This is a genomic window from Paenibacillus tarimensis, from assembly GCF_021532315.1.
Classification (GTDB): domain Bacteria; phylum Bacillota; class Bacilli; order Paenibacillales; family Paenibacillaceae; genus Paenibacillus_I; species Paenibacillus_I tarimensis.
In genome coordinates this window covers 161,418-179,189 of the sequence record NZ_JAKGAO010000007.1, presented here as the reverse complement: position 1 = coordinate 179,189, position 17,772 = coordinate 161,418, and the positions used below count along the sequence as shown (strand labels likewise).

Annotated in this window: 19 protein-coding genes; 1 reads left to right on the top strand and 18 read right to left on the bottom strand. The window is 49.8% G+C overall.

Annotated features, from left to right (window positions below; translation table 11 throughout):
* Positions 1-54: 54 nt before the first annotated feature.
* The 4 genes from L1N82_RS07515 to L1N82_RS07500 all read right to left on the bottom strand — a co-directional run bounded on the left by L1N82_RS07515 (position 55) and on the right by L1N82_RS07500 (position 2,796).
* Positions 55-264 carry an NHL repeat-containing protein gene (locus tag L1N82_RS07515; RefSeq protein WP_235286770.1) on the bottom strand — a complete coding sequence of 70 codons (210 nt, stop codon included), beginning with the start codon at positions 262-264 and terminating at the stop codon, positions 55-57.
* A 135-nt stretch (positions 265-399) separates the two neighbouring features.
* Positions 400-1,479 (bottom strand): acyltransferase family protein, encoded by a 1,080-nt coding sequence (locus tag L1N82_RS07510; RefSeq protein WP_235286769.1) that lies wholly within the window; start codon positions 1,477-1,479, stop codon positions 400-402.
* A gap of 251 nt (positions 1,480-1,730) precedes the next feature.
* Complete coding sequence (locus L1N82_RS07505; protein ID WP_235286768.1) at positions 1,731-2,336, bottom strand: TetR/AcrR family transcriptional regulator; 606 nt, start codon at positions 2,334-2,336, stop codon at positions 1,731-1,733.
* A gap of 37 nt (positions 2,337-2,373) precedes the next feature.
* Positions 2,374-2,796 carry a VOC family protein gene (locus L1N82_RS07500; protein ID WP_235286767.1) on the bottom strand — a complete coding sequence of 141 codons (423 nt, stop codon included), beginning with the start codon at positions 2,794-2,796 and terminating at the stop codon, positions 2,374-2,376.
* Positions 2,797-2,933: 137 nt separating this feature from the next.
* Here L1N82_RS07500 and L1N82_RS23655 point away from each other — a divergent pair, with 137 nt between their 5' ends.
* Positions 2,934-3,200: a hypothetical protein gene (locus tag L1N82_RS23655; RefSeq protein WP_235286766.1), complete on the top strand. Its 267-nt coding sequence runs from the start codon at positions 2,934-2,936 to the stop codon at positions 3,198-3,200.
* Between the two features lie 3 nt (positions 3,201-3,203).
* On the opposite strand, the gene L1N82_RS07490 is transcribed toward L1N82_RS23655, so the two are convergent.
* The 14 genes from L1N82_RS07490 to coxB form a co-directional block, all read right to left on the bottom strand.
* Complete coding sequence (locus tag L1N82_RS07490) at positions 3,204-4,283, bottom strand: copper resistance D family protein (protein WP_235286765.1); 1,080 nt, start codon at positions 4,281-4,283, stop codon at positions 3,204-3,206.
* A 26-nt stretch (positions 4,284-4,309) separates the two neighbouring features.
* Positions 4,310-4,948, bottom strand: coding sequence for a copper resistance CopC family protein (locus L1N82_RS07485; RefSeq protein WP_235286764.1), 639 nt, complete (start codon positions 4,946-4,948; stop codon positions 4,310-4,312).
* An 88-nt stretch (positions 4,949-5,036) separates the two neighbouring features.
* Entirely contained in the window at positions 5,037-6,254 is a 1,218-nt protein-coding gene (locus tag L1N82_RS07480; protein ID WP_235286763.1) for a F510_1955 family glycosylhydrolase, read from the bottom strand.
* Between the two features lie 118 nt (positions 6,255-6,372).
* On the bottom strand, positions 6,373-6,966 hold the full coding sequence (locus L1N82_RS07475) for a response regulator transcription factor (RefSeq protein WP_235286762.1): 594 nt from the start codon (positions 6,964-6,966) through the stop codon (positions 6,373-6,375).
* A 938-nt stretch (positions 6,967-7,904) separates the two neighbouring features.
* On the bottom strand, positions 7,905-9,206 hold the full coding sequence (locus L1N82_RS07470) for an ABC transporter permease (protein WP_328284450.1): 1,302 nt from the start codon (positions 9,204-9,206) through the stop codon (positions 7,905-7,907).
* Positions 9,190-10,092, bottom strand: coding sequence for an ABC transporter ATP-binding protein (locus tag L1N82_RS07465; protein WP_235286760.1), 903 nt, complete (start codon positions 10,090-10,092; stop codon positions 9,190-9,192). The genes L1N82_RS07470 and L1N82_RS07465 overlap by 17 nt, the downstream gene beginning before the upstream one ends.
* A gap of 13 nt (positions 10,093-10,105) precedes the next feature.
* Positions 10,106-11,029, bottom strand: a complete 924-nt coding sequence (locus L1N82_RS07460) for an ATP-binding cassette domain-containing protein (RefSeq protein ID WP_235286759.1) — start codon at positions 11,027-11,029, stop codon at positions 10,106-10,108.
* A 28-nt stretch (positions 11,030-11,057) separates the two neighbouring features.
* On the bottom strand, positions 11,058-11,486 hold the full coding sequence (locus L1N82_RS07455) for a GntR family transcriptional regulator (RefSeq protein WP_235286758.1): 429 nt from the start codon (positions 11,484-11,486) through the stop codon (positions 11,058-11,060).
* 13 nt (positions 11,487-11,499) lie between these two features.
* The gene (locus L1N82_RS07450) at positions 11,500-12,225 is read right to left on the bottom strand and encodes a hypothetical protein (protein ID WP_235286757.1); all 726 of its coding nucleotides are present in this window, start codon (positions 12,223-12,225) and stop codon (positions 11,500-11,502) included.
* A gap of 289 nt (positions 12,226-12,514) precedes the next feature.
* Positions 12,515-13,426: a cytochrome c oxidase assembly factor CtaG gene (gene ctaG / locus L1N82_RS07445; RefSeq protein ID WP_235286756.1), complete on the bottom strand. Its 912-nt coding sequence runs from the start codon at positions 13,424-13,426 to the stop codon at positions 12,515-12,517.
* An 85-nt stretch (positions 13,427-13,511) separates the two neighbouring features.
* The gene (locus L1N82_RS07440; RefSeq protein ID WP_235286755.1) at positions 13,512-13,829 is read right to left on the bottom strand and encodes a cytochrome C oxidase subunit IV family protein; all 318 of its coding nucleotides are present in this window, start codon (positions 13,827-13,829) and stop codon (positions 13,512-13,514) included.
* Positions 13,830-13,833: 4 nt separating this feature from the next.
* Positions 13,834-14,451, bottom strand: coding sequence for a cytochrome (ubi)quinol oxidase subunit III (locus L1N82_RS07435; protein WP_235286754.1), 618 nt, complete (start codon positions 14,449-14,451; stop codon positions 13,834-13,836).
* Positions 14,448-16,259 carry a cytochrome c oxidase subunit I gene (ctaD, locus tag L1N82_RS07430; protein WP_235286957.1) on the bottom strand — a complete coding sequence of 604 codons (1,812 nt, stop codon included), beginning with the start codon at positions 16,257-16,259 and terminating at the stop codon, positions 14,448-14,450. The genes L1N82_RS07435 and ctaD overlap by 4 nt, the downstream gene beginning before the upstream one ends.
* A 69-nt stretch (positions 16,260-16,328) precedes the next feature.
* Positions 16,329-17,432, bottom strand: coding sequence for a cytochrome c oxidase subunit II (gene coxB, locus L1N82_RS07425; protein ID WP_235286753.1), 1,104 nt, complete (start codon positions 17,430-17,432; stop codon positions 16,329-16,331).
* Positions 17,433-17,772 lie beyond the last annotated feature (340 nt).

Genomic DNA, 17,772 nt, shown 5'->3' with positions numbered 1-17,772 from the left:
AGGGCGGTAAGCAGCAGCAAGACAGCTACTCCATTGCAGCGGCCGTATAATCATTCAGCCAGATACCCGAAGACGGCCAATCTTGTCGCACTCCTCAGCGAACCAGATCTCACCGCTAGAGCTAATGGCGATACCATGAGGCTCCGCACTGGCGGTGGGAATTTCATATTCGGTTATCTCCCCATCCGGACCAAGCGTGATAAAGGAGGGGAATGATAAGGGATTAGGCAGCACGTACTCTATTATCCCGCCTGACCTGCTCACAAGCCTCGCCTCCTGTCCCTTAAGGCCGCTGCCCCTTCATCTCCCGCAGAAAAACCAAGTCTCCGCTAACTATAGCGCCGATATACGAGTTAATGAGCGAAATATCAGCATCCCACATAGTACGGCATCCGATTCCTAACCGGCGGTCTCCCGCTTGTCCGCTGTCCTCTCCAGCCGCTTCGGCTGATAGATCTTACCGACAAACAGATAGCCGTACCGCAGCTTGTTCAGCGCCCACGAGAGGAGGACCGGGCCGACAACACTTGCAGCGAACACCAGCAGGAATGCCGCTAGAGCCGGAATAGCGGGGGTACTGGTCAGCACCACATACCCGATACTCATGAAGTAGAAGTGCAGCAGATAGATGGAAAAGGAATAGTTGCTGATCGTCATGATGATTTTCGGTACATTCCTTAACGTGGAGAAGACATGAAAGAAAAGACAGATCATACACGTGGAATACAGCAAAATATCAGGGCGCTTCGAGCTGATCATACCGATATTCCCGTAATAGGATACCGCTACGACCACGACAGCCAAGACGGTGACGGAGCCGTACAGCACCCGCCGGTACCTCTCCAGCATCTGGAGGAAGGTCTCGTATTCTCTGCCGCAGTAATATGCCAGACAGAAGTAGAACAGCCAGCCGGGGAATGGAACCCAGAAGAATGGAAATACGGTATCGGATTTTGGAGGAACCACCCAAGTAAAATAACTTAAATAAGCAGCTGTTACCAGGAAGGATACAGTCAGAACCCCTTTGGGCGAGGCCTGTCTCAAGAAGGAATGCAAGAGGATATGCAGGATATAGAATTGAAAGATGACCAGGATGAAATAACCGATGAAATTCCCCAGCAGCACGTTCTGCGCCAGCTTCTCCATATAAGCGCTGACCGTGAGGCCCGATTCGGCCGCGCTCGTCATCATCAAGGCGTCGAGAGCCGCGATAAACAGGAACGGAATGAAGATCACTTGGCCGCGTTTCGCCAAGAACCCCTTCGGCACCCCGTCCGGATAGGAACGGGCCAGCAGGAACTCGGAGATGAAGATGAACGCTGGCGTGCTGAACATCAGCAGCGTGCGTAGTGAGTCAATCGTATGCGAGACGCCCGCCAGCTGTTCGGCATGCAGCATCAGGACCAAGGAGAGAACATGCAGCAGAACAACGCTCAGACAGGAAATGCAGCGGATCACGAAAATCTCTTTAATTGGCATGAAGGCGTTCCTCTTTTCATTCGGGATAACCGGGGGAATAGGGACGATGAGAGAGTCACTCGCCCCTCCTTAATAGTAACGCTAGCCCCCTCGGATTTCCAATCCCATCCATATGAAGGCCGGGCATAGAACAACTCCGCCCTGAGGCCTTCAAGAGGATTTCTGTGCGTTATGAATTGCTCAACTTTGCCCACCCTCCTCTTTCTACTCCCTCGTGCGCCTTCCTTCGTCATTCATAGGATCCTGCATTTTCACCGGGAAGGCAAAGTTGTTTGTTGTTTCATTCCTTCCAATAGTAAGGCAAGGCTGCCCATCGCTTCGTCCAAAGCGCTTTGGGGCGCGGGTTCATTCGCAAGCCAGAGCGCGATCTCATTTAACCCGCCCGAGATAAAATGGGTCAAGGCATCAAGGGGCATTGGCCGTAAGTATCCTTGTTCCTGCATGTCACCGAGTTGTGCTCTTAATAAACGCATGGAGTGGTTCTTATCCATCTCCCTCCAGTTTCCCCAACCTAGAATCGCTGGACCGTCGATTAACATAATTCGCCTGCTTTGCTCTTCTACGGCAGTTATAATGAATGCCCGGCAACCCATGTACAGCTGTTGCCAGGGTTCCCCGCTGGAAGAAGCCCCCTCCTCAACCTTCTCTGCAACCTCTCGCATTACATCTTCCAACACGGCTCGGAACAACTCCTTCTTATTGCGAAAATGGTGATATACTGCCCCTCGTGTTAGGTTTGTTTCTTGTACAATCGATTCTAAAGCGGCACCGACATAGCCGTACCGGGTAAAATGGAATCTAGCGACTTTGAGCAATTTGAGTATTGTTTCATTTGTTTCCGCCTTGGTTCTTCTCATAATTAATTATCTCCTCGTTCATCCGTCAGGCTCTCGTCTAGTTCACTTCGATATATTGGCTCTTGTAATCGCCCGTTGGAGGAATAACAGTAATCACATCGATTAAGACTCCGTTGGGGTCGGATGTAATGAAATGCCGCTGACCGAAATCCTCGTTTCGGATCTCTAATTCCAAGGGAAGCTTAGCCCCCCGTATTAGACGATCGTATTCCGCATCTACGTCGTCTACTTCAAAGTTAAGAATCAGCCCCTTAACTTGTGTCCTGTAGGCTTCGGGAACGGTGGGGTGAGTTGCATCCAGAACGGCCAGCTCGTATGGGAATTCATTGCCTGACATTCTCAAACTAACATACCAATCCGCCTCAAAGACCTTAACAAATTCAAAATTTTCCGTGTAAAATGAAGTCGTAGCGGCAACCTGCCTTGTTAATATGACGGGATAAAAACTAAATGCTTTCATTGTCAAACCCCTCTCAATATTTGATATCAATATTTTAACATACATTCTGTATGTATGTTAATACTGACTCCTGCAGATTCAGCGCGGCTTCTCTGGGTAGGCGTTCGTCAGCCCCCGCTCGGGCTTTCATCCCAAAGATGACGCTCATTCTAGGCATACAACAAAAAGCGATTGCCCCCTTACCAGGGAACAACCGCTATTTCGCCGCCAAGCATTTTTTTATCATCGAGTCAGCCCCTACTATGATTTCCCGCCTCGGTCAAGGAGCATTCTACAGGCTTTTTATTAAGAATAAAAAACTACTTCTTCTTTTTGAAGAAAAAGCCCGCCGAAACAAGCAGGCAAAGCCCAACGGCAATCCATACTGCTGTGACCATCGTCCATCTCCCCTTCTAGGAAGGTGATATTCAACTGATCGCAGTCATGACAGCCAGATACCCCGTAAGGATACATACAATGAAGGCGGCAAAAGCTTTGCCAACCGCTTTCCGTTTCCCGGCAAGCCATACACCTAGCAATAGACTCAAACACGCCACAGTGGCCAGCACAATGCTGGTGAGGTTTACCGCAAGCTGAACCTGCATCTCAGGGAAGACCTCTCCCGGATAGAACCAGGTAAACAACGCCGAAGGCCCAACATGCACTTCACTTTCCGTCAGCGTTTCTGCCAGATCATGCGGCGGTTCCTGATGCCCCATATAGGCTGTTGTAACAAAAATCAGCAGCACGAGCATCGATTCCAGCTTGAGAACAGGGAGCGGATTGTAATCCGGCACGCGTCTGAGTTTACTCCGCAGATAAACACTGTTCAGTCCTGCTACCGTAAGCAGCGGCACTATCATGATGTGTTTAAGCAGTAGGGCCTGCCCATAATCCAGCACCCATGAATTACGGTAATTCGGAGCCAGATCGAACATCATCATGAAACCCGCAATCAGTGTTATGGAGAGGCAGAGGAGCGACAGCGGAGTCATCCAGCCTAGCCACTGCCGCCAGTTCTGCGAACGCAGGGTGAACCAGCCTATGACAATTACGATTCCGATCCATACTGTGACCGCCAGCAGATGAAAGGTATGCGACCAGAATCCCGGCATTCCTGTAACGGCTTTGGCATGACTCGCCCATCCTTGAGCGCCAACGAGCAGGACAAGAATAGCCAGTTTAATATAAGGAACTTGCTGTGCGTACTCGGGCTCGATCTTCATCAGCAGCAAGACATACAGCAGAATCCCAAGTACTAGCGTCCACAACCATCCATGGCCGATATCATAATCTCTAAGAACACGGAATACAACGAAGCCCAGATCATAACCTAATTCGACCATAAAGAATATGATAAGCTTTACTACCTGCGCGCCTGAACCTGCTATAATCCCGATAATGGATGCAGTCATATATATCCTGGGAACGGTCACGACAGGTTTACGGTTATCAGGTATGGCTTCGAGAATAAACGCACCGAAGAGAACGGAAAAACTAAGATACATTAAAGATTCCAGAAAAACGTACACCTTTAGCCCTTGCCCCTTCCTCTAATCCAAAGAATAATACCCAAGCCTGCTAAACATGCAGCGGCCAAAATCATAATCAGCGCAGGAGTGAGAAATTCGCGGTTCCCGTCAGGCTGATCTTGAGCATTAGCCTGCTCCTCACCCTGCTCGTTCGAAGAATCCGATGCTTGGTCGGCAGGTTCTGTTCCATCTTCTGGACTTGGTGCCTGTTCAACTGTCCCGTCAGCAGAAGTTGGTGCCTGTTCACCGCTTGAATCTGCCGGAGATTCAGGATTTTCTGTATTATCAAAACCCTCAGCTTCAAGCAGCTGAACACTAAATGGAATTTCACCCTTAATAGGGTGTCCATCCTCTCCAACAATTTTCCACTCGATCTTATAGCTGCCTGACGGCAGCGCCTCATTAAGTGTGCCCGTCATAACGGTCCCTTCAACGCTGACTTCCTGGAGCGGAACCTTCTCGTTGTCTTCACTAAGCAGATCGAATGAGCTTAGATCTTCTATCTTGGTATTGAAGACCATCTCGATTGTTGAAAGCTCGGTCTGCACCGTCTCCCCGCTCGCTGGTACAGATGACTTTAAACCGGTATGAGCTTCTGCTGTAACTGGCAGGATGATACAGGCCAAGATCAACAGCAGCATTGAATTCAGATACCTCTTCACATCAATCAACCCCTTCTTAAACATACCTTCAGATTACCATACATCTGCTGTATATTCTCTGCGTGTGTTAACTCGGTAAATTGGGGCGATCTTTAGTGTTTGTGGATGCCGCTTTACCTTGCTTCATAATATTCGTCCAGCTTCCGCCCTCATCTGCGGAAACATACACATCATTATTGTTGGTCATAATGGAAATGTCTTTCGGATTCACCGGACTTTGCCCAATAAAAGAGATTGCATCTTGCTTCAAGACAGGAATGTTAATTTCATTCGCCACGTTCATTTCGGCATCCATCCGGACAAGTATTGGTTCTGGCCGTAATCCTGCTGCATATAGTTCACCACGTGCGTTAAAGAACACAGCGGACGCTTCCAGAGATGGTTCTAGCGTCTCAAACTGATCGCCATAATCCTTGGTCACAAATATCCCTTGGTCAGTGCCGACAGCCATTACAGCCGGGTTGGTTGGATGGACAGCCAGTACCGAGGGTTTTCCGGCTAACCCGTTCCCCTCACTCTTTGTCCACGTCTTTGCTTCATCAGTCGAGTAGTGAAGGCCCGTTTCGCTCATTTTTTCGTTCGGCGAAGGGTTGAAGACATATATCACATGGGATTCATATCCGACGCTCATCCCGTGAAAATCAATTTCTCCATACAGCGCCAATGTCTCAAAGCTCTCTCCTTCGTCCGTACTCTTTACGATTCCGAGCGGATTTTTCTTATTGGAGCCTGGCGCCGGATGCCCGCTGCTGTAAAATCCGTCATTCACCATCGAAAAGCCCATATAGTCATGTTTCTCTCCAGCGGGAAGAATCCACTGTCCATCTTCGTACACTCGCAATCCATCATGAACCGCAAAGAATATCTTATTCCCATCCGGTGTGTAGCTCATCCCGTGAGCATGATGAATGGATACTTCGTCTAATAACATCGGCCCTGAAATCTCTGTATCTTGTTGATTTCCGGTCATAACGAGACCACTCACAACAACAGCAGTGAAAGCAGCCATTGATCCCCATTTCAATGCGTTAACAGCTTTGGCAAGCCTCGTCCGCCGAATACGGTTTTCTTGGCTTTTTGTATTTCCTAGTTGATTGACTTTCGATTTAAGAATAAAAAATAATAAAATTAGTAATACAAATAGACTTATTGCGCCATAGAACAGAATATTGGTCCACAATACTTCCCTCTTGTGCTCTTCTGCTGTTCCATGTGCCAACAAGGTTGTCGGAAAAGATAATAGGGCGATAAGCATAACAGCGAGTAATTTATTCATCCATCTCATTTGGGATCTCCCTTTCTGCGTTTGAAAATTAGATATAGTACACCTGCGATGGCAACCGGAATCCCGATTAAGGTGCACAGCCGAAATATAGTCATCCAAAAAATATTCCCGGAAGGACTCATACGGTACGGGTATCCCCAAAAAACTCCTCTCCCCACACCTGCTCCAGACAGATATCGCGTGTAAACGCTCGGTTCGGGTGCTCCGCAAGGAAGCGCAGAAGGTCGAATTCCTTAGGAGTGAAGTCAACCGGCCGATCCTTGACTTTCACCTGCCTGGCTTCCGATGAGATTAACAGATCGTTGTATTCAATCTGGCTTATAGGAAAAAGGTCCGTCTCCTTCGAGTTCGCACGGCGAAGCAATGCAAAAATACGTGCGATCAACTCATCCGGCTCGAACGGCTTCACGACATAATCGTCTGCTCCGAGTGTAAAGCCCTGTACCTTATCTTTCGTCTCTGTACGCGCCGTCAGCATGATGATCGGCGTTTGCTTCGTCTGGCGCACCCGCTTACACACTTCCCATCCGTCCATGTCCGGCAGCATAACATCCAAGAGGATTAAATCATAAGAACCTCGTTCGATCACTTGCAGGGCTTCATGACCATTCGCTGCCTCCGAGACTTGAAACCCATTCTTCGTTAAATACACACGGAGAAGGTTCCGCATGTTCCATTCATCGTCTACGACGAGAATTTGTAACTTCGACATGACAACCCCCTAATAAAGTGAAGTTCAATATTAGTGTACCCGGACTAGACAGCAGATTACCCGTTACTTTGAAGCTGTGAAGACCGCTTTTACGAGATTGACTACGCCCTGTTCTTACTTGTGTGTTTACACAGTATAAAAAAAAGTTGTGATGAAAGAATGATGCCTGCGAACCAGTAATATAACCGTCTACCAGCTTACCCTGATGTAAATTGTGTATTGTCTGCTTGTCCTGAACAACAAAAAGACCATGACAAGAGCTGTCATGATCTTTTCCTGCTATAGTATGGATCTTATACCCACTGCTTGCATTCACGGGCACAGTGCAGACATATTTGTGCACAATGCTGGGAATGCGGATCCGAGTACTTCGCACATTCGCTGCCGCAGGTCTCACATACGAAAGCGCATATAGACAGTAATTGTCGTGAAAACACGCTGTTTCTCGCAAGAAATTGCGCTGTCGACGCGCAGATATCTGCACAATCCCGCAAAAACAGAATTTGCTGTGTTCGTGACGCTGCGTCCGAAGAAGCGGCCATCATCAAGAACATGTGTTCACACGTAGCAGCACAGTGTTGAATAGTCTGGACAAGAGACGTCCCTGTATGCGGCATGTTCGAATTCATGCTTCCAGCGGGTTGCGGAATCACTGTGTTGGTATTCATTTGCTGCGTCATAATCAGCCATCGCCCTTTCTTTTCCCGTTTGCTTAGGTACCGTTTATCGTATTCCCAAGGCGAATGTCCCGCTCTTACAGAAACTTCTAAATCATTTGTAATGTGACCTACAGGTGCTAAAGCAATAATTGCCTTATAATCTTCGTTTGCTGCTCAGGGACCAGACAAATCCTTGTAATAAAAAGATCCCTCTAAACAAAAGTTTAGAGGGATCTCAGCAGTGACGAAAACTCATTTATTGTCAAATCACTATGACAATTACAGCTTATAAGCCTTCATCGCCTTGCGCAGCTCCTTGAAGCTTGGGCGCTTGCCGTACATCAGGACGCCGGTGCGGTAGATGCGTGCCGACAGCCAGCCGAACAGGAAGATCGAACCGAACAGAATGCCGATCGACAGCAGCACTTCCCACAGCGCAGGATCGGATAGGCCGATCCGCAGGAACATGATGAATGGCGAGAAGAACGGGATGAACGATGAAACTTCGATGAACGTCGCATTCGGTGTCGTCATTCCGAAGATTGCAATGTAGAAGCCGGCCAGTGAGAGGAACGTAATCGGCATAACCGCCTGGCCCAGGTCCTCTGTGCGGCTGACGATCGAGCCTACTGCAGCGAACAATGTTGCATACAGGAAGTAACCTGCAAAGTAGAAGATTGCCGCATAGACTAGAAGCATCGGATCAATTGCGGACAGATCAATGTTCATTTCACTAAGCATTTCGCTGTTATGCGGCAGGCCCAGGTTGATCAGGAAGACGACAACGTACACGCCAATCTGGATCAGACCGACAAGCAGCATGCCGATGATTTTACCGAACATCTGAGTCAGCGGCGACACACTGGTTACTAGCACTTCCATAACACGCGAGCTCTTCTCCGCTGTAATTTCACTTGCAATAAGCTGGCCGGAGATCATGACGCCCATGAACAGAACAATGATAAGGGCATACACCAGACCCATGGCCAGGCCGCGCTCTTCTGGCGTCTTGCCGTCTCCGACTGAACCGGCACCGCCTGTTGTCGAGATCTGTACGGTGCTAACATCTACAGGTGCGAATAGCATCTCGCGCTGGGCATCCGTCAGCTGGGCATCCTGCAGAACCATCTCCATCTTGATCTGCTGCAGACCTGTGGACACAGCACCCGACATCGAATCAAGCAGATCCTCCGACTTAATCACGACATTCGGGAATGCCGCACCCTCCGGCTGTACATAGTCCAGATAGCCTTTGATTTCGCCCGCTTCCATTGCATCCTTCAATGCCTTCTCATTGGCATCCGGCGAACCGGCATCCGGATAGCTGACAAGCTTGATGCCGCTGTTCTCCTGCGTGTCAAAATAATCTTTCAATTCAGCGCTTACCTGTGGAACGTTAGACTCAATAAACCCCAGCTTATCGGGCTCATCGGAAGAAAATTGCGAAATAATATACGGAAGATTCACGACAACACTTAGAATAATAGCAATAATGAGCGTCGTAATAACGAACGATTTGGCACGGACCTTGTTGCTCAGTGTGAAGGCTACGACATTCTTGAAATTACTCAATTTTCTCACCCACCGATCGGATAAATATTTCATTCAGCGTTGGTTCCATTACTTCGAACCGGGTAACCTCACCCTGCGACATCGCATGGGCCAGAATCCCTTGGGCAGCTCCGGCATTCTCGATCTTCACTTCAAAACCATTCTCATGCTGGATTACCTGCTTCACTCCGGGAAGCTTATCGAGCCCCGTCAGCGTTCCATCGATACCAACCATGACGCGCTCCTTCGGGAACTGCTTCTTGATCTCCTTGATGCTGCCCTGAAGAACAGGGTTGGAACGGTGAAGAATTGTGATATTACGGCATAGCTCCTCGACATGCTCCATACGGTGCGTGGAGAACAGGATTGTTTTCCCCGCGTCCCGCAGCTCTTTAACGGTTGTCTTAAGCAGCTCGACGTTAACCGGATCAAGACCGCTGAACGCTTCGTCGAGAATTAGAATCTGCGGTTCATGGATCACAGCCGCGATGAACTGAATTTTCTGCTGGTTGCCCTTGGAGAGCTCCTCGACCTTCTTATCGTAATACTCCGGTACATTGAATTTCTCCAGCCATATCTTCAGGTTGCGGTCGGCCGTCTTGCGGTCCATGCCTCTCAGCTGTGCCAGATAGATAATCTGATCCTTGATCTTTACCTTCGGATACAGGCCGCGCTCTTCCGGCAGATAACCCATGTTGCGGAGCTGTTCCTTGCTGTACGGCTTACCGTTATAATGAATGCTGCCCCCATCCGGATAAATAAGTCCGAGCACCATCCGCATCGTCGTCGTCTTGCCTGCACCGTTGGCGCCGAGCAGCCCGTAAATCTCGCCTTGCCCTACCTCCAGGCTGATGCCGTTAACGGCTGTTTTGTCCCCGTACTGCTTTACTACCTTGTCAACTACAAGAGGATTCATATTCGTTCTCCTTTCATGAGTGCCGCGTCAGCAGCCTTTGTCGTTCTACCAATAATTCGAGTATGTCATCAAGCTCTAGTGCCTGCTTGCCTGCTGCTGTTATGCCCTGCTGTCTAAGCCAATCTTCTGCTTCAACGGCCTTGTCCGTGGTAATCTTCACCATACCGGTCATCCGCTCCAGACTCTGCTTCCCCGGTATGGACTCAATCTGAATGTCCGCTCTTGCTGCCAGCTCCCGATCAGTGAAGAAGTAGACGAACCAGCTGCTTAGCAGCTCATCCTTCTCATATACGCCGAGAACGCGCCCTCGAACAAGAAATACGATATAATCCGCCAGACGTTTCACTTCTTCGATAATGTGCGTAGACAGCAGAATCGTATGATAACCGGCTTCCATATAGCGGTGCAGAAGCTCAATCATCTGCTTCCAAGCCAGCGGGTCCAGTCCGGAGGACGGTTCATCCAGGATAAGCAGCTCAGGATTGTGCGCTAGCACGACCGCCAGATCAAATTTACGCCGCATTCCCTTCGACATCTTGCCAAGCTTCAGGGAGGGATCAATCTCGAAGATGCGCAGCAGCTCCTGATACCGGTTCACATCCCACCCGCTGTACCACTGGCTGACGAAAGCCGCTTTCTCCGAGGCCCGGAAGCCCCGTTCATGGGATAGCGATTCTTCCTGCAGATACCCGATGCGCTGGCGGAGCGCCGTGTCGCTGCTGCTGCCGGGCTCAACACGCTCGCCGAGCAGCTCAATCTCTCCCTCATCCGGCTTGGTCACATCCAGGATCATGCGGAATGTCGAGCTCTTCCCCGATCCGTTGGGGCCTACAATGGCCGTTACACAGCCGCGCGGCACTTCCAGATTAATCGGTCCAAGCTGAAAATTCGGCCGTTTCAGCTTCACACCGCTCAACCTTACTGCTGTCTCTGTCACTTATGCTCCCCTCCCCAATGACGCCAGGTTAATCACCTTCATAATCTGGCTGGCTATGACTGTTCTGCTCAGCCGAGAGCCGCTCCTTCACCACCTGCTCGAACAACCGCCGGAGCTCTTCCTCATCACACTGTACGCGCCTGCCTGCATCAACCGCCTCTTCCAGCGCCTTCACTACACTATCCAGCCTGTGCCGGTCTCGCTCCTGTTCTCCGACCTTGGCTACGAAAGTGCCAGTACCCTGTCGCGTACGGAGCAGACCTTCATTCTCCAGATCCTGATATACCCGGCGGATCGTGATGACGCTGCATTTTACCTGCTGGGAAAATTCCCTTATGGAAGGAAGCAGTGTGCCTTCGGCTAACTGTCCGCTGACAATCAATGCCCGAAGCTGTACTTTAATCTGATGATAGAGGGGTTCTGCGCTCTGCTCATTGATTTGGACCGGAATCCACACGGCTTCACCTTCCTCACTCTAGGAAATTCCGGCGATGCAGCCGCCGCTTCAGTATCCAATAGCCTGTCACTAATGCCATAACTGCGATGCCTGCTGCGATTAAAGCCGGTGTCCAGCTGCCTGCAGCCGCCCATTCGAAGGTTAGACGGAGGAAGCTGATTTCCATCCACCACAACAGCAGTATGATTGATGCATACAGGAGGAGGAAGAAGAAGCTGAACAACGTGTACTTTTTCCCTGAGGTTCCGTATTCGAGAAGCATATAACCTGTTCCTACCAGCATGCTGTAGCTGAACCACAAGAGACAGTAACTGAGATAGCCGTCCAAAGGAACCTCAGCTCGCGATTCACCCAGCAGCCAGTACTGCATTCCGAAGAATAACACTGCTACCGGGACAGCCGTCAGCACCATCTGCATGATTCTGCCGAGCGCAATCTGATCCATTGAGATCGGCATGGTTCTCCACATCGCCAGCTTCCTGCTGGAGTGATCCTCCCGCCAGTAACGGACGAAGGAAACATTCATTACAAATCCCAGGTTCGGCAGTACCGTTAGGTAGATAAAATCAAAGAACAGCCAATTCGTATAGCTCGTATCATTTAGAATGCCTTCGTGTCCTAGAGCAGGACCGGCAATAACGACTATGTAAGTGAAGAATAGAAGGGTAAATAATACGCCTAACCAGGAATTCTTCAATTCGAATCGGGCAATTCTCCACCCGCCAGCCCATACGTTCATATCCGTCCTCCTTATAGCTGATGTCCTCCAAGCAGTCACTGTATGGATGCTGTGCTTGTATTGTGCTGTGCTTGTATTGTGCTGTGCTTATCAGTGATTATAGTGTGTATATCTTTATACACACTATAATCACACTAACAGTAATTGTCAATCCATTCTGCTGCATTTTTTTGTAAAGAATTCTTAAAGACATTATATACATTAAAAAAAGGCCAAACTCCACTAGGAGTTCAGCCTTCTCTTCCATCCAATATGCTACTGTAATCTATCAAGCCATTCAACCGGTTTGCTAGGCATTGCCGCCGGCATGCTCGGTCTGGGAAGGCATTGGATCATCCTCACTGGAATGCTCTCTGCGGAACCAGCTGTAGAAGACATAGGCAAGAATAGCGCCGTACATCACTTCCTGCACAAGCTTCATAATAATGCCGCCTGCCTGCTGGTCCTCCAGCGCATTCGTCATGGTGAAATGGTCCGGGCCGCTAATCTGCTGCAGCAGCAGCGCCGGGTCCCCCGTAAGGCAGTATCCCATCGCTGTGACCCATACAGCAGGGTCATTATAGATCGCGTACAGCGGTTCACCCGAGAATATAATGAGCGCACACGCTGGCGTCAGCAGGACGCCGTTCGCGAAGATATACCCCATCTTCTTCACGTCGCTAAGCCGGCTCCATTCCGGAACCGGGCATACGATTTGCCACCACATCATGAAAGAAGTAACAAGCAGAACCATATAGTAGATCCGGTGGACTGTAAAATGGGTCATGACGAAGTCATGCACGACCGGCACATGATACAGCGAGAACAGCATGTTGAACAAAAGCAGGGTAAGCAGCGGATGCATCAGCCAGCTGAGACGTTTCCAGATATTCGCTGAGAATGCCTTGCGCCACAAGAATCCCGGAATACCAAGCAGGGCAAGCGGCGGTACGATCAGATAGGACAGTGACATATTCACCATGTGAAAGGTGAAATTCAGATGGCCGAGCAGTTCTAGAGGTCCGCCCTGTGCCAGGTAGTACAGTATGGCTGCCACAACAAAATAGCAGCGCTGCGAAATGGTAGCTTTCGGCTCATCCGGGACGTGATTCTCCCGCCAGGGGCCGATCATATAGAAGTAGAGTATTACCAGCCCAGCCATGAAGAAGAAGAAGAACGGGCTCCACAATTCTTCAAAGCTGAAGTACTGCAAGTCCAGCATTTGGGATCCCCCTTGCCATAAATTCGGAAAGGGAGGCGGTCCCAAGTGCGACACGCCTCCCCAACTATCGATACTACTATCTAGTTTACCACCAAACCCAATACAATGCCATAACGACCATCGTGAATACGACGAACACGCCGCTTATAATACCAACGATCGAGTACATATGACCGCGATCCTTCATATGCATCCAGAATGCCATCTGAATGAATACCTGGCCAATCGCCATCGCGATCAGCATGATATAGATAAACATTGTGTTCATCTCACCCGACATAACGAGCGCGAACGCGATTGCAGTCAGTACGAGTGAGAAAATGAATGATATAACATGCTTCTTCGGGCCTTCCACCCGGTGACGTCTCTTCGGCTCTGAAGCAGTCGCATGATTGTCTGCCATAGGTTTAGCCCACCTTTCCCATCAGGTAAACGACGGAGAAGATAAATACCCACACCACGTCTACAAAATGCCAGTACAGACCGGCAACATATACCTTAGGGGCCGTGACTACCGTCAGCCCTTTCTTGAACAGCTGGGCGATCAGAAGGGAAATCCAGAGTACACCGAAAGCTACGTGGGCGCCGTGGAAGCCGACCAGCGTATAGAACGATGTACTGAAAGCACTGGCACTGAACGTGTGACCTTCATGTGCATAATGTATAAACTCGTAAATTTCAAGGCCCAGAAATCCAAAGCCGAGAAGAACGGTAACGACCAGCCAGTTGATCAGAGCTGTCCGGTTGTTGCGATGCATCGCCTGGATCGCGAACACACTCGTCAGCGACGATGTCAGCAGGATGAGCGTCGCAATCGCAACCAGCGGAAGCGAGAACAGCTCCTGCGGAGGTGGTCCATCAAGTATCTGATCCCGAAGGGCCAGGTACACGGAGAACAAGGTACCGAACAGGACGACCTCACCGCCAAGGAAAAGCCAGAAGCCGAGCACTTTATTACGGCCTTCGAGGGTCGCCTTCTCCGGCTCATGCGGCAGTTGACCATCTACATGTGATAACTCGCTCACGCTTTAACCCCCTTGTCTTTGAGTTCATCCGGGTCGATATGGAAGCCATGATCGTCATATACCGAGCGCAGGAACATACAACCGAATGTCATGAGTGCTCCGGTACCTGTCAAAATCCATTGATGGTACATCAGACCGAAGCCCATAATGAACAGTCCGAGTGACATGAAGAACGGAAGAATCGATGGTGACGGCATATGAATCGGACCAAGCGGCTCCGCAGGCGTCATGCCTTTGTTTCCGTCCATCTTTTCCTTCCACAGTGCATCATAACCACGTACCAGCGGAGTTTGAGCAAAGTTGTATTCAGGCGCAGGAGATGGAATCGACCACTCCAGCGTACGTCCGTCGACCCAAGGATCGGCAGGAGCGTTCTTCGGCTTTGCAGCTGTGACCGCAATGTTAATCAGGAATATGATCGTACCAATACCCATCAGGATAGCACCAACCGTACTTACCAGGTTCATGCCGTTAAAGCCTTGGCCGTCCAGGTATGTGTATACCCGGCGCGGCATACCGATCAGACCCAGGAAATGCTGTACGAAGAAGGTCAGATGGAAGCCGATATAGAAGGTCCAGAAGGTCAGCTTCGCAAGTCCTTCGTTCAGCATCCGGCCGAACATCTTCGGCCACCAGTAATGAAGACCCGCGAACAAGCCAAGTACCAGACCGCCTACGATAACATAATGGAAATGCGCGACGACGAAGTACGAGTCATGGTATTGGAAGTCAGCAGGCGCAGCCGCCAGCATGACACCCGTTACGCCACCCATAACGAACGTCGGAATGAAGCCGATCGCGAACAGGTTAGCGGATGTGAATGTAATCGAACCGCCCCACAGCGTGAACAGCCAGTTGAAAATCTTGATGCCTGTCGGAACCGCGATCAGCATCGTTGCGATGGAGAAGAGCGAGTTCGCTACAGGTCCAAGACCAGTTGTGAACATATGATGCGCCCAGACCATGAAGCCCAGGAAGCCGATCAGTACGGTTGCAAAGACCATCGAGCTGTAACCGAACAGCCGCTTACGCGAGAACGTACTGACAATCTCGGATATAATACCGAATGCCGGCAGGATCAGAATGTACACCTCAGGGTGACCGAAGATCCAGAAGATATGCTCCCAGAGCACAACGTTACCGCCTGAGCTTGGATCGAAGAAGTTGCCGTCGAACAAACGGTCGAACATCAGCGCGACCAAGCCGACAGTCAGTGCCGGGAAGGCGAACAGGATCAGCGCCGATGTGATAAACGCCGTCCAGGTAAACATCGGCATACGCATGAAGCTCATGCCCGGTGCACGCATGTTGATAATCGTTACCAGGAAGTTAATACCGCCAACAAGGGTACCTAAACCTGATATCTGAAGACCGATGACATAGTAATCTACGCCGTGGCCTTCACTGAACATTGGACTAGCCAGCGGTACATAGGATGTCCAGCCGGCCGCCGGGGCACCCGTTGAAGTGAACCAGCTGATATTAAGCAGTACGCCGCCGAAGAAGAATGTCCAGAACCCAAGCGAGTTAAGGAACGGGAACGCGACGTCGCGCGCCCCGATCTGCAGCGGCACTATGGCATTCATTAAGGCAAATATAACTGGCATGGCAGCAAGGAAAATCATCGTTGTACCATGCATTGTGAGCAGTTCGTTATACGTATCCGGACTTACGAAATTGTTCATCGGTTTCCACAGCTGTATCCTGATCAATATTGCTTCCAGACCTCCGATGAGGAAGAAGAAGCCGCCGGAGATCAGGTACAGGATCCCGATTTTCTTATGGTCCACGGTTGTCAGCCAATCCATCAGGCCGCTATACCGTTTCACCGCATGAGCGTGAGCCAAGTGTGGTACCCCCTTTTATCCCCGTTAAAATTATTGCTGCTTTTCTTGATCATCGTTAGTCACACTATTACCCTGGAGTTCTGCTGGATCAAAGCCTTCAAGCTTAAGCTCCGATAGGTAGCGTGCAATGCCTTCAAGCTCTTCTTCAGTCAGATCAACCTTAGGCATCGCATTACCAGGCTTGATCGCCTGTGGATCTTGAATCCATCTGTACAGGTTCTCATAGGTTGTGCCTTCATTCTCATACTCAGGATCTTCCGTATTGAGGAGAATACCTGCTACAGACTCGCGGCTGCCAATACCCGTCAGGTTCGGGAAAGCCGGTCCGCCAAGCTCACCAACAGCATGGCAGCTCAGACATTCGCTCTGGAATACTTCAGCGATCTCAGGATCGGAAGGCAATTGGGCAGGCGCTTTCATTGCATTCACCCAATTTTCGAAGGAAGCGGGTTCAACTGCTTTCACTTTAAAATCCATCAGAGCATGGGAAGGTCCGCACAGCTCCGCACATTTACCATAGTAGATACCTGGCTTCGGGGCTTCGAAGAACATCCGGTTCACGTTGCCCCCCGGGTTCGTATCGATCTTACCTGCAAGCGCTGGAATCCAGAAGGAGTGAAGCACGTCGGCCGTCTTGGCTTCGATAGCAATCTTGGCGTTCGTCGGAATAACTAGTTCTTGTGCCGTTACGACACCATGCTGAGGATATTCAAATTCCCACCAGTATAAGTGTGAAGTTACCTTGACAACAACGGCATTCTCGTCACGGCTGTAGTCCTCTGCAAGTGCAAAGACGGTCTGAATCGTCGGAATACCGAGGATAACCAGAAGAATTAATGGGATAACCGTCCAAATAATTTCGAGCTTGTGGTTCCCTTCCACCTGTACAGGAATTTTATCATTCCCTGGACGGCGGCGGAATCGGATCAGCACATAAATGGCGATCGCGAACACGACAACGACCACCAGAATCATGATCGAAATCGACAATTTCATCAGGTCAAATTGGCTTTGTGCCACCGGCCCTTGTGGATTCAGAGTGGATAAATCTGCTCGTCCACATGCCGAAAGGAGCAATGCGACCCCTGCCAGCAAAGGCAGAAGGCGTTTCAGAACGTGCCACCGTTTCATCATTAATCAACCCCGCTTTTTACGATTTCACAGTTGCCAATACGTGGCGTGGCAGGCGGCAAACTGCGTGGTACACGTGAAAATTTTGTGATATTACGCACATCTCGATCACTTTATTAAATATAAAGTTGAAGCCCATTTTTGTCAATGTTCCGAAGAGAGTTCACAAATTGTTCTCAAAGACGTCAAATTCGGCATTATTAAAGGGTTTTTAGGGTCTTGACCTGCGCGTTTTCAACCCAATTTGTGTCCTGTTTACGTCATGTTTTTCCCTGTGTTTACCACTTATTCGTCCGCCCATATCCACAATTTCACTTGGTATCATTATGCACCATTACTATGG

Excerpts from the sequence above, each read along its gene's own strand:
- L1N82_RS07510 (WP_235286769.1), bottom strand. The coding sequence starts at position 1,479 with ATGCCAATTAAAGAGATTTTCGTGATCCGCTGCATTTCCTGTCTGAGC.
- L1N82_RS07505 (WP_235286768.1), bottom strand. The coding sequence starts at position 2,336 with ATGAGAAGAACCAAGGCGGAAACAAATGAAACAATACTCAAATTGCTC.
- L1N82_RS07500 (WP_235286767.1), bottom strand. The coding sequence starts at position 2,796 with ATGAAAGCATTTAGTTTTTATCCCGTCATATTAACAAGGCAGGTTGCC.
- L1N82_RS23655 (WP_235286766.1), top strand. The coding sequence starts at position 2,934 with ATGACGCTCATTCTAGGCATACAACAAAAAGCGATTGCCCCCTTACCA.
- L1N82_RS07490 (WP_235286765.1), bottom strand. The coding sequence starts at position 4,283 with ATGTATCTTAGTTTTTCCGTTCTCTTCGGTGCGTTTATTCTCGAAGCC.
- L1N82_RS07485 (WP_235286764.1), bottom strand. The coding sequence starts at position 4,948 with ATGCTGCTGTTGATCTTGGCCTGTATCATCCTGCCAGTTACAGCAGAA.
- L1N82_RS07480 (WP_235286763.1), bottom strand. The coding sequence starts at position 6,254 with ATGAGATGGATGAATAAATTACTCGCTGTTATGCTTATCGCCCTATTA.
- L1N82_RS07475 (WP_235286762.1), bottom strand. The coding sequence starts at position 6,966 with ATGTCGAAGTTACAAATTCTCGTCGTAGACGATGAATGGAACATGCGG.
- L1N82_RS07465 (WP_235286760.1), bottom strand. The coding sequence starts at position 10,092 with ATGAATCCTCTTGTAGTTGACAAGGTAGTAAAGCAGTACGGGGACAAA.
- L1N82_RS07450 (WP_235286757.1), bottom strand. The coding sequence starts at position 12,225 with ATGAACGTATGGGCTGGCGGGTGGAGAATTGCCCGATTCGAATTGAAG.
- ctaG (WP_235286756.1), bottom strand. The coding sequence starts at position 13,426 with ATGCTGGACTTGCAGTACTTCAGCTTTGAAGAATTGTGGAGCCCGTTC.
- L1N82_RS07440 (WP_235286755.1), bottom strand. The coding sequence starts at position 13,829 with ATGGCAGACAATCATGCGACTGCTTCAGAGCCGAAGAGACGTCACCGG.
- ctaD (WP_235286957.1), bottom strand. The coding sequence starts at position 16,259 with ATGGATTGGCTGACAACCGTGGACCATAAGAAAATCGGGATCCTGTAC.
- coxB (WP_235286753.1), bottom strand. The coding sequence starts at position 17,432 with ATGATGAAACGGTGGCACGTTCTGAAACGCCTTCTGCCTTTGCTGGCA.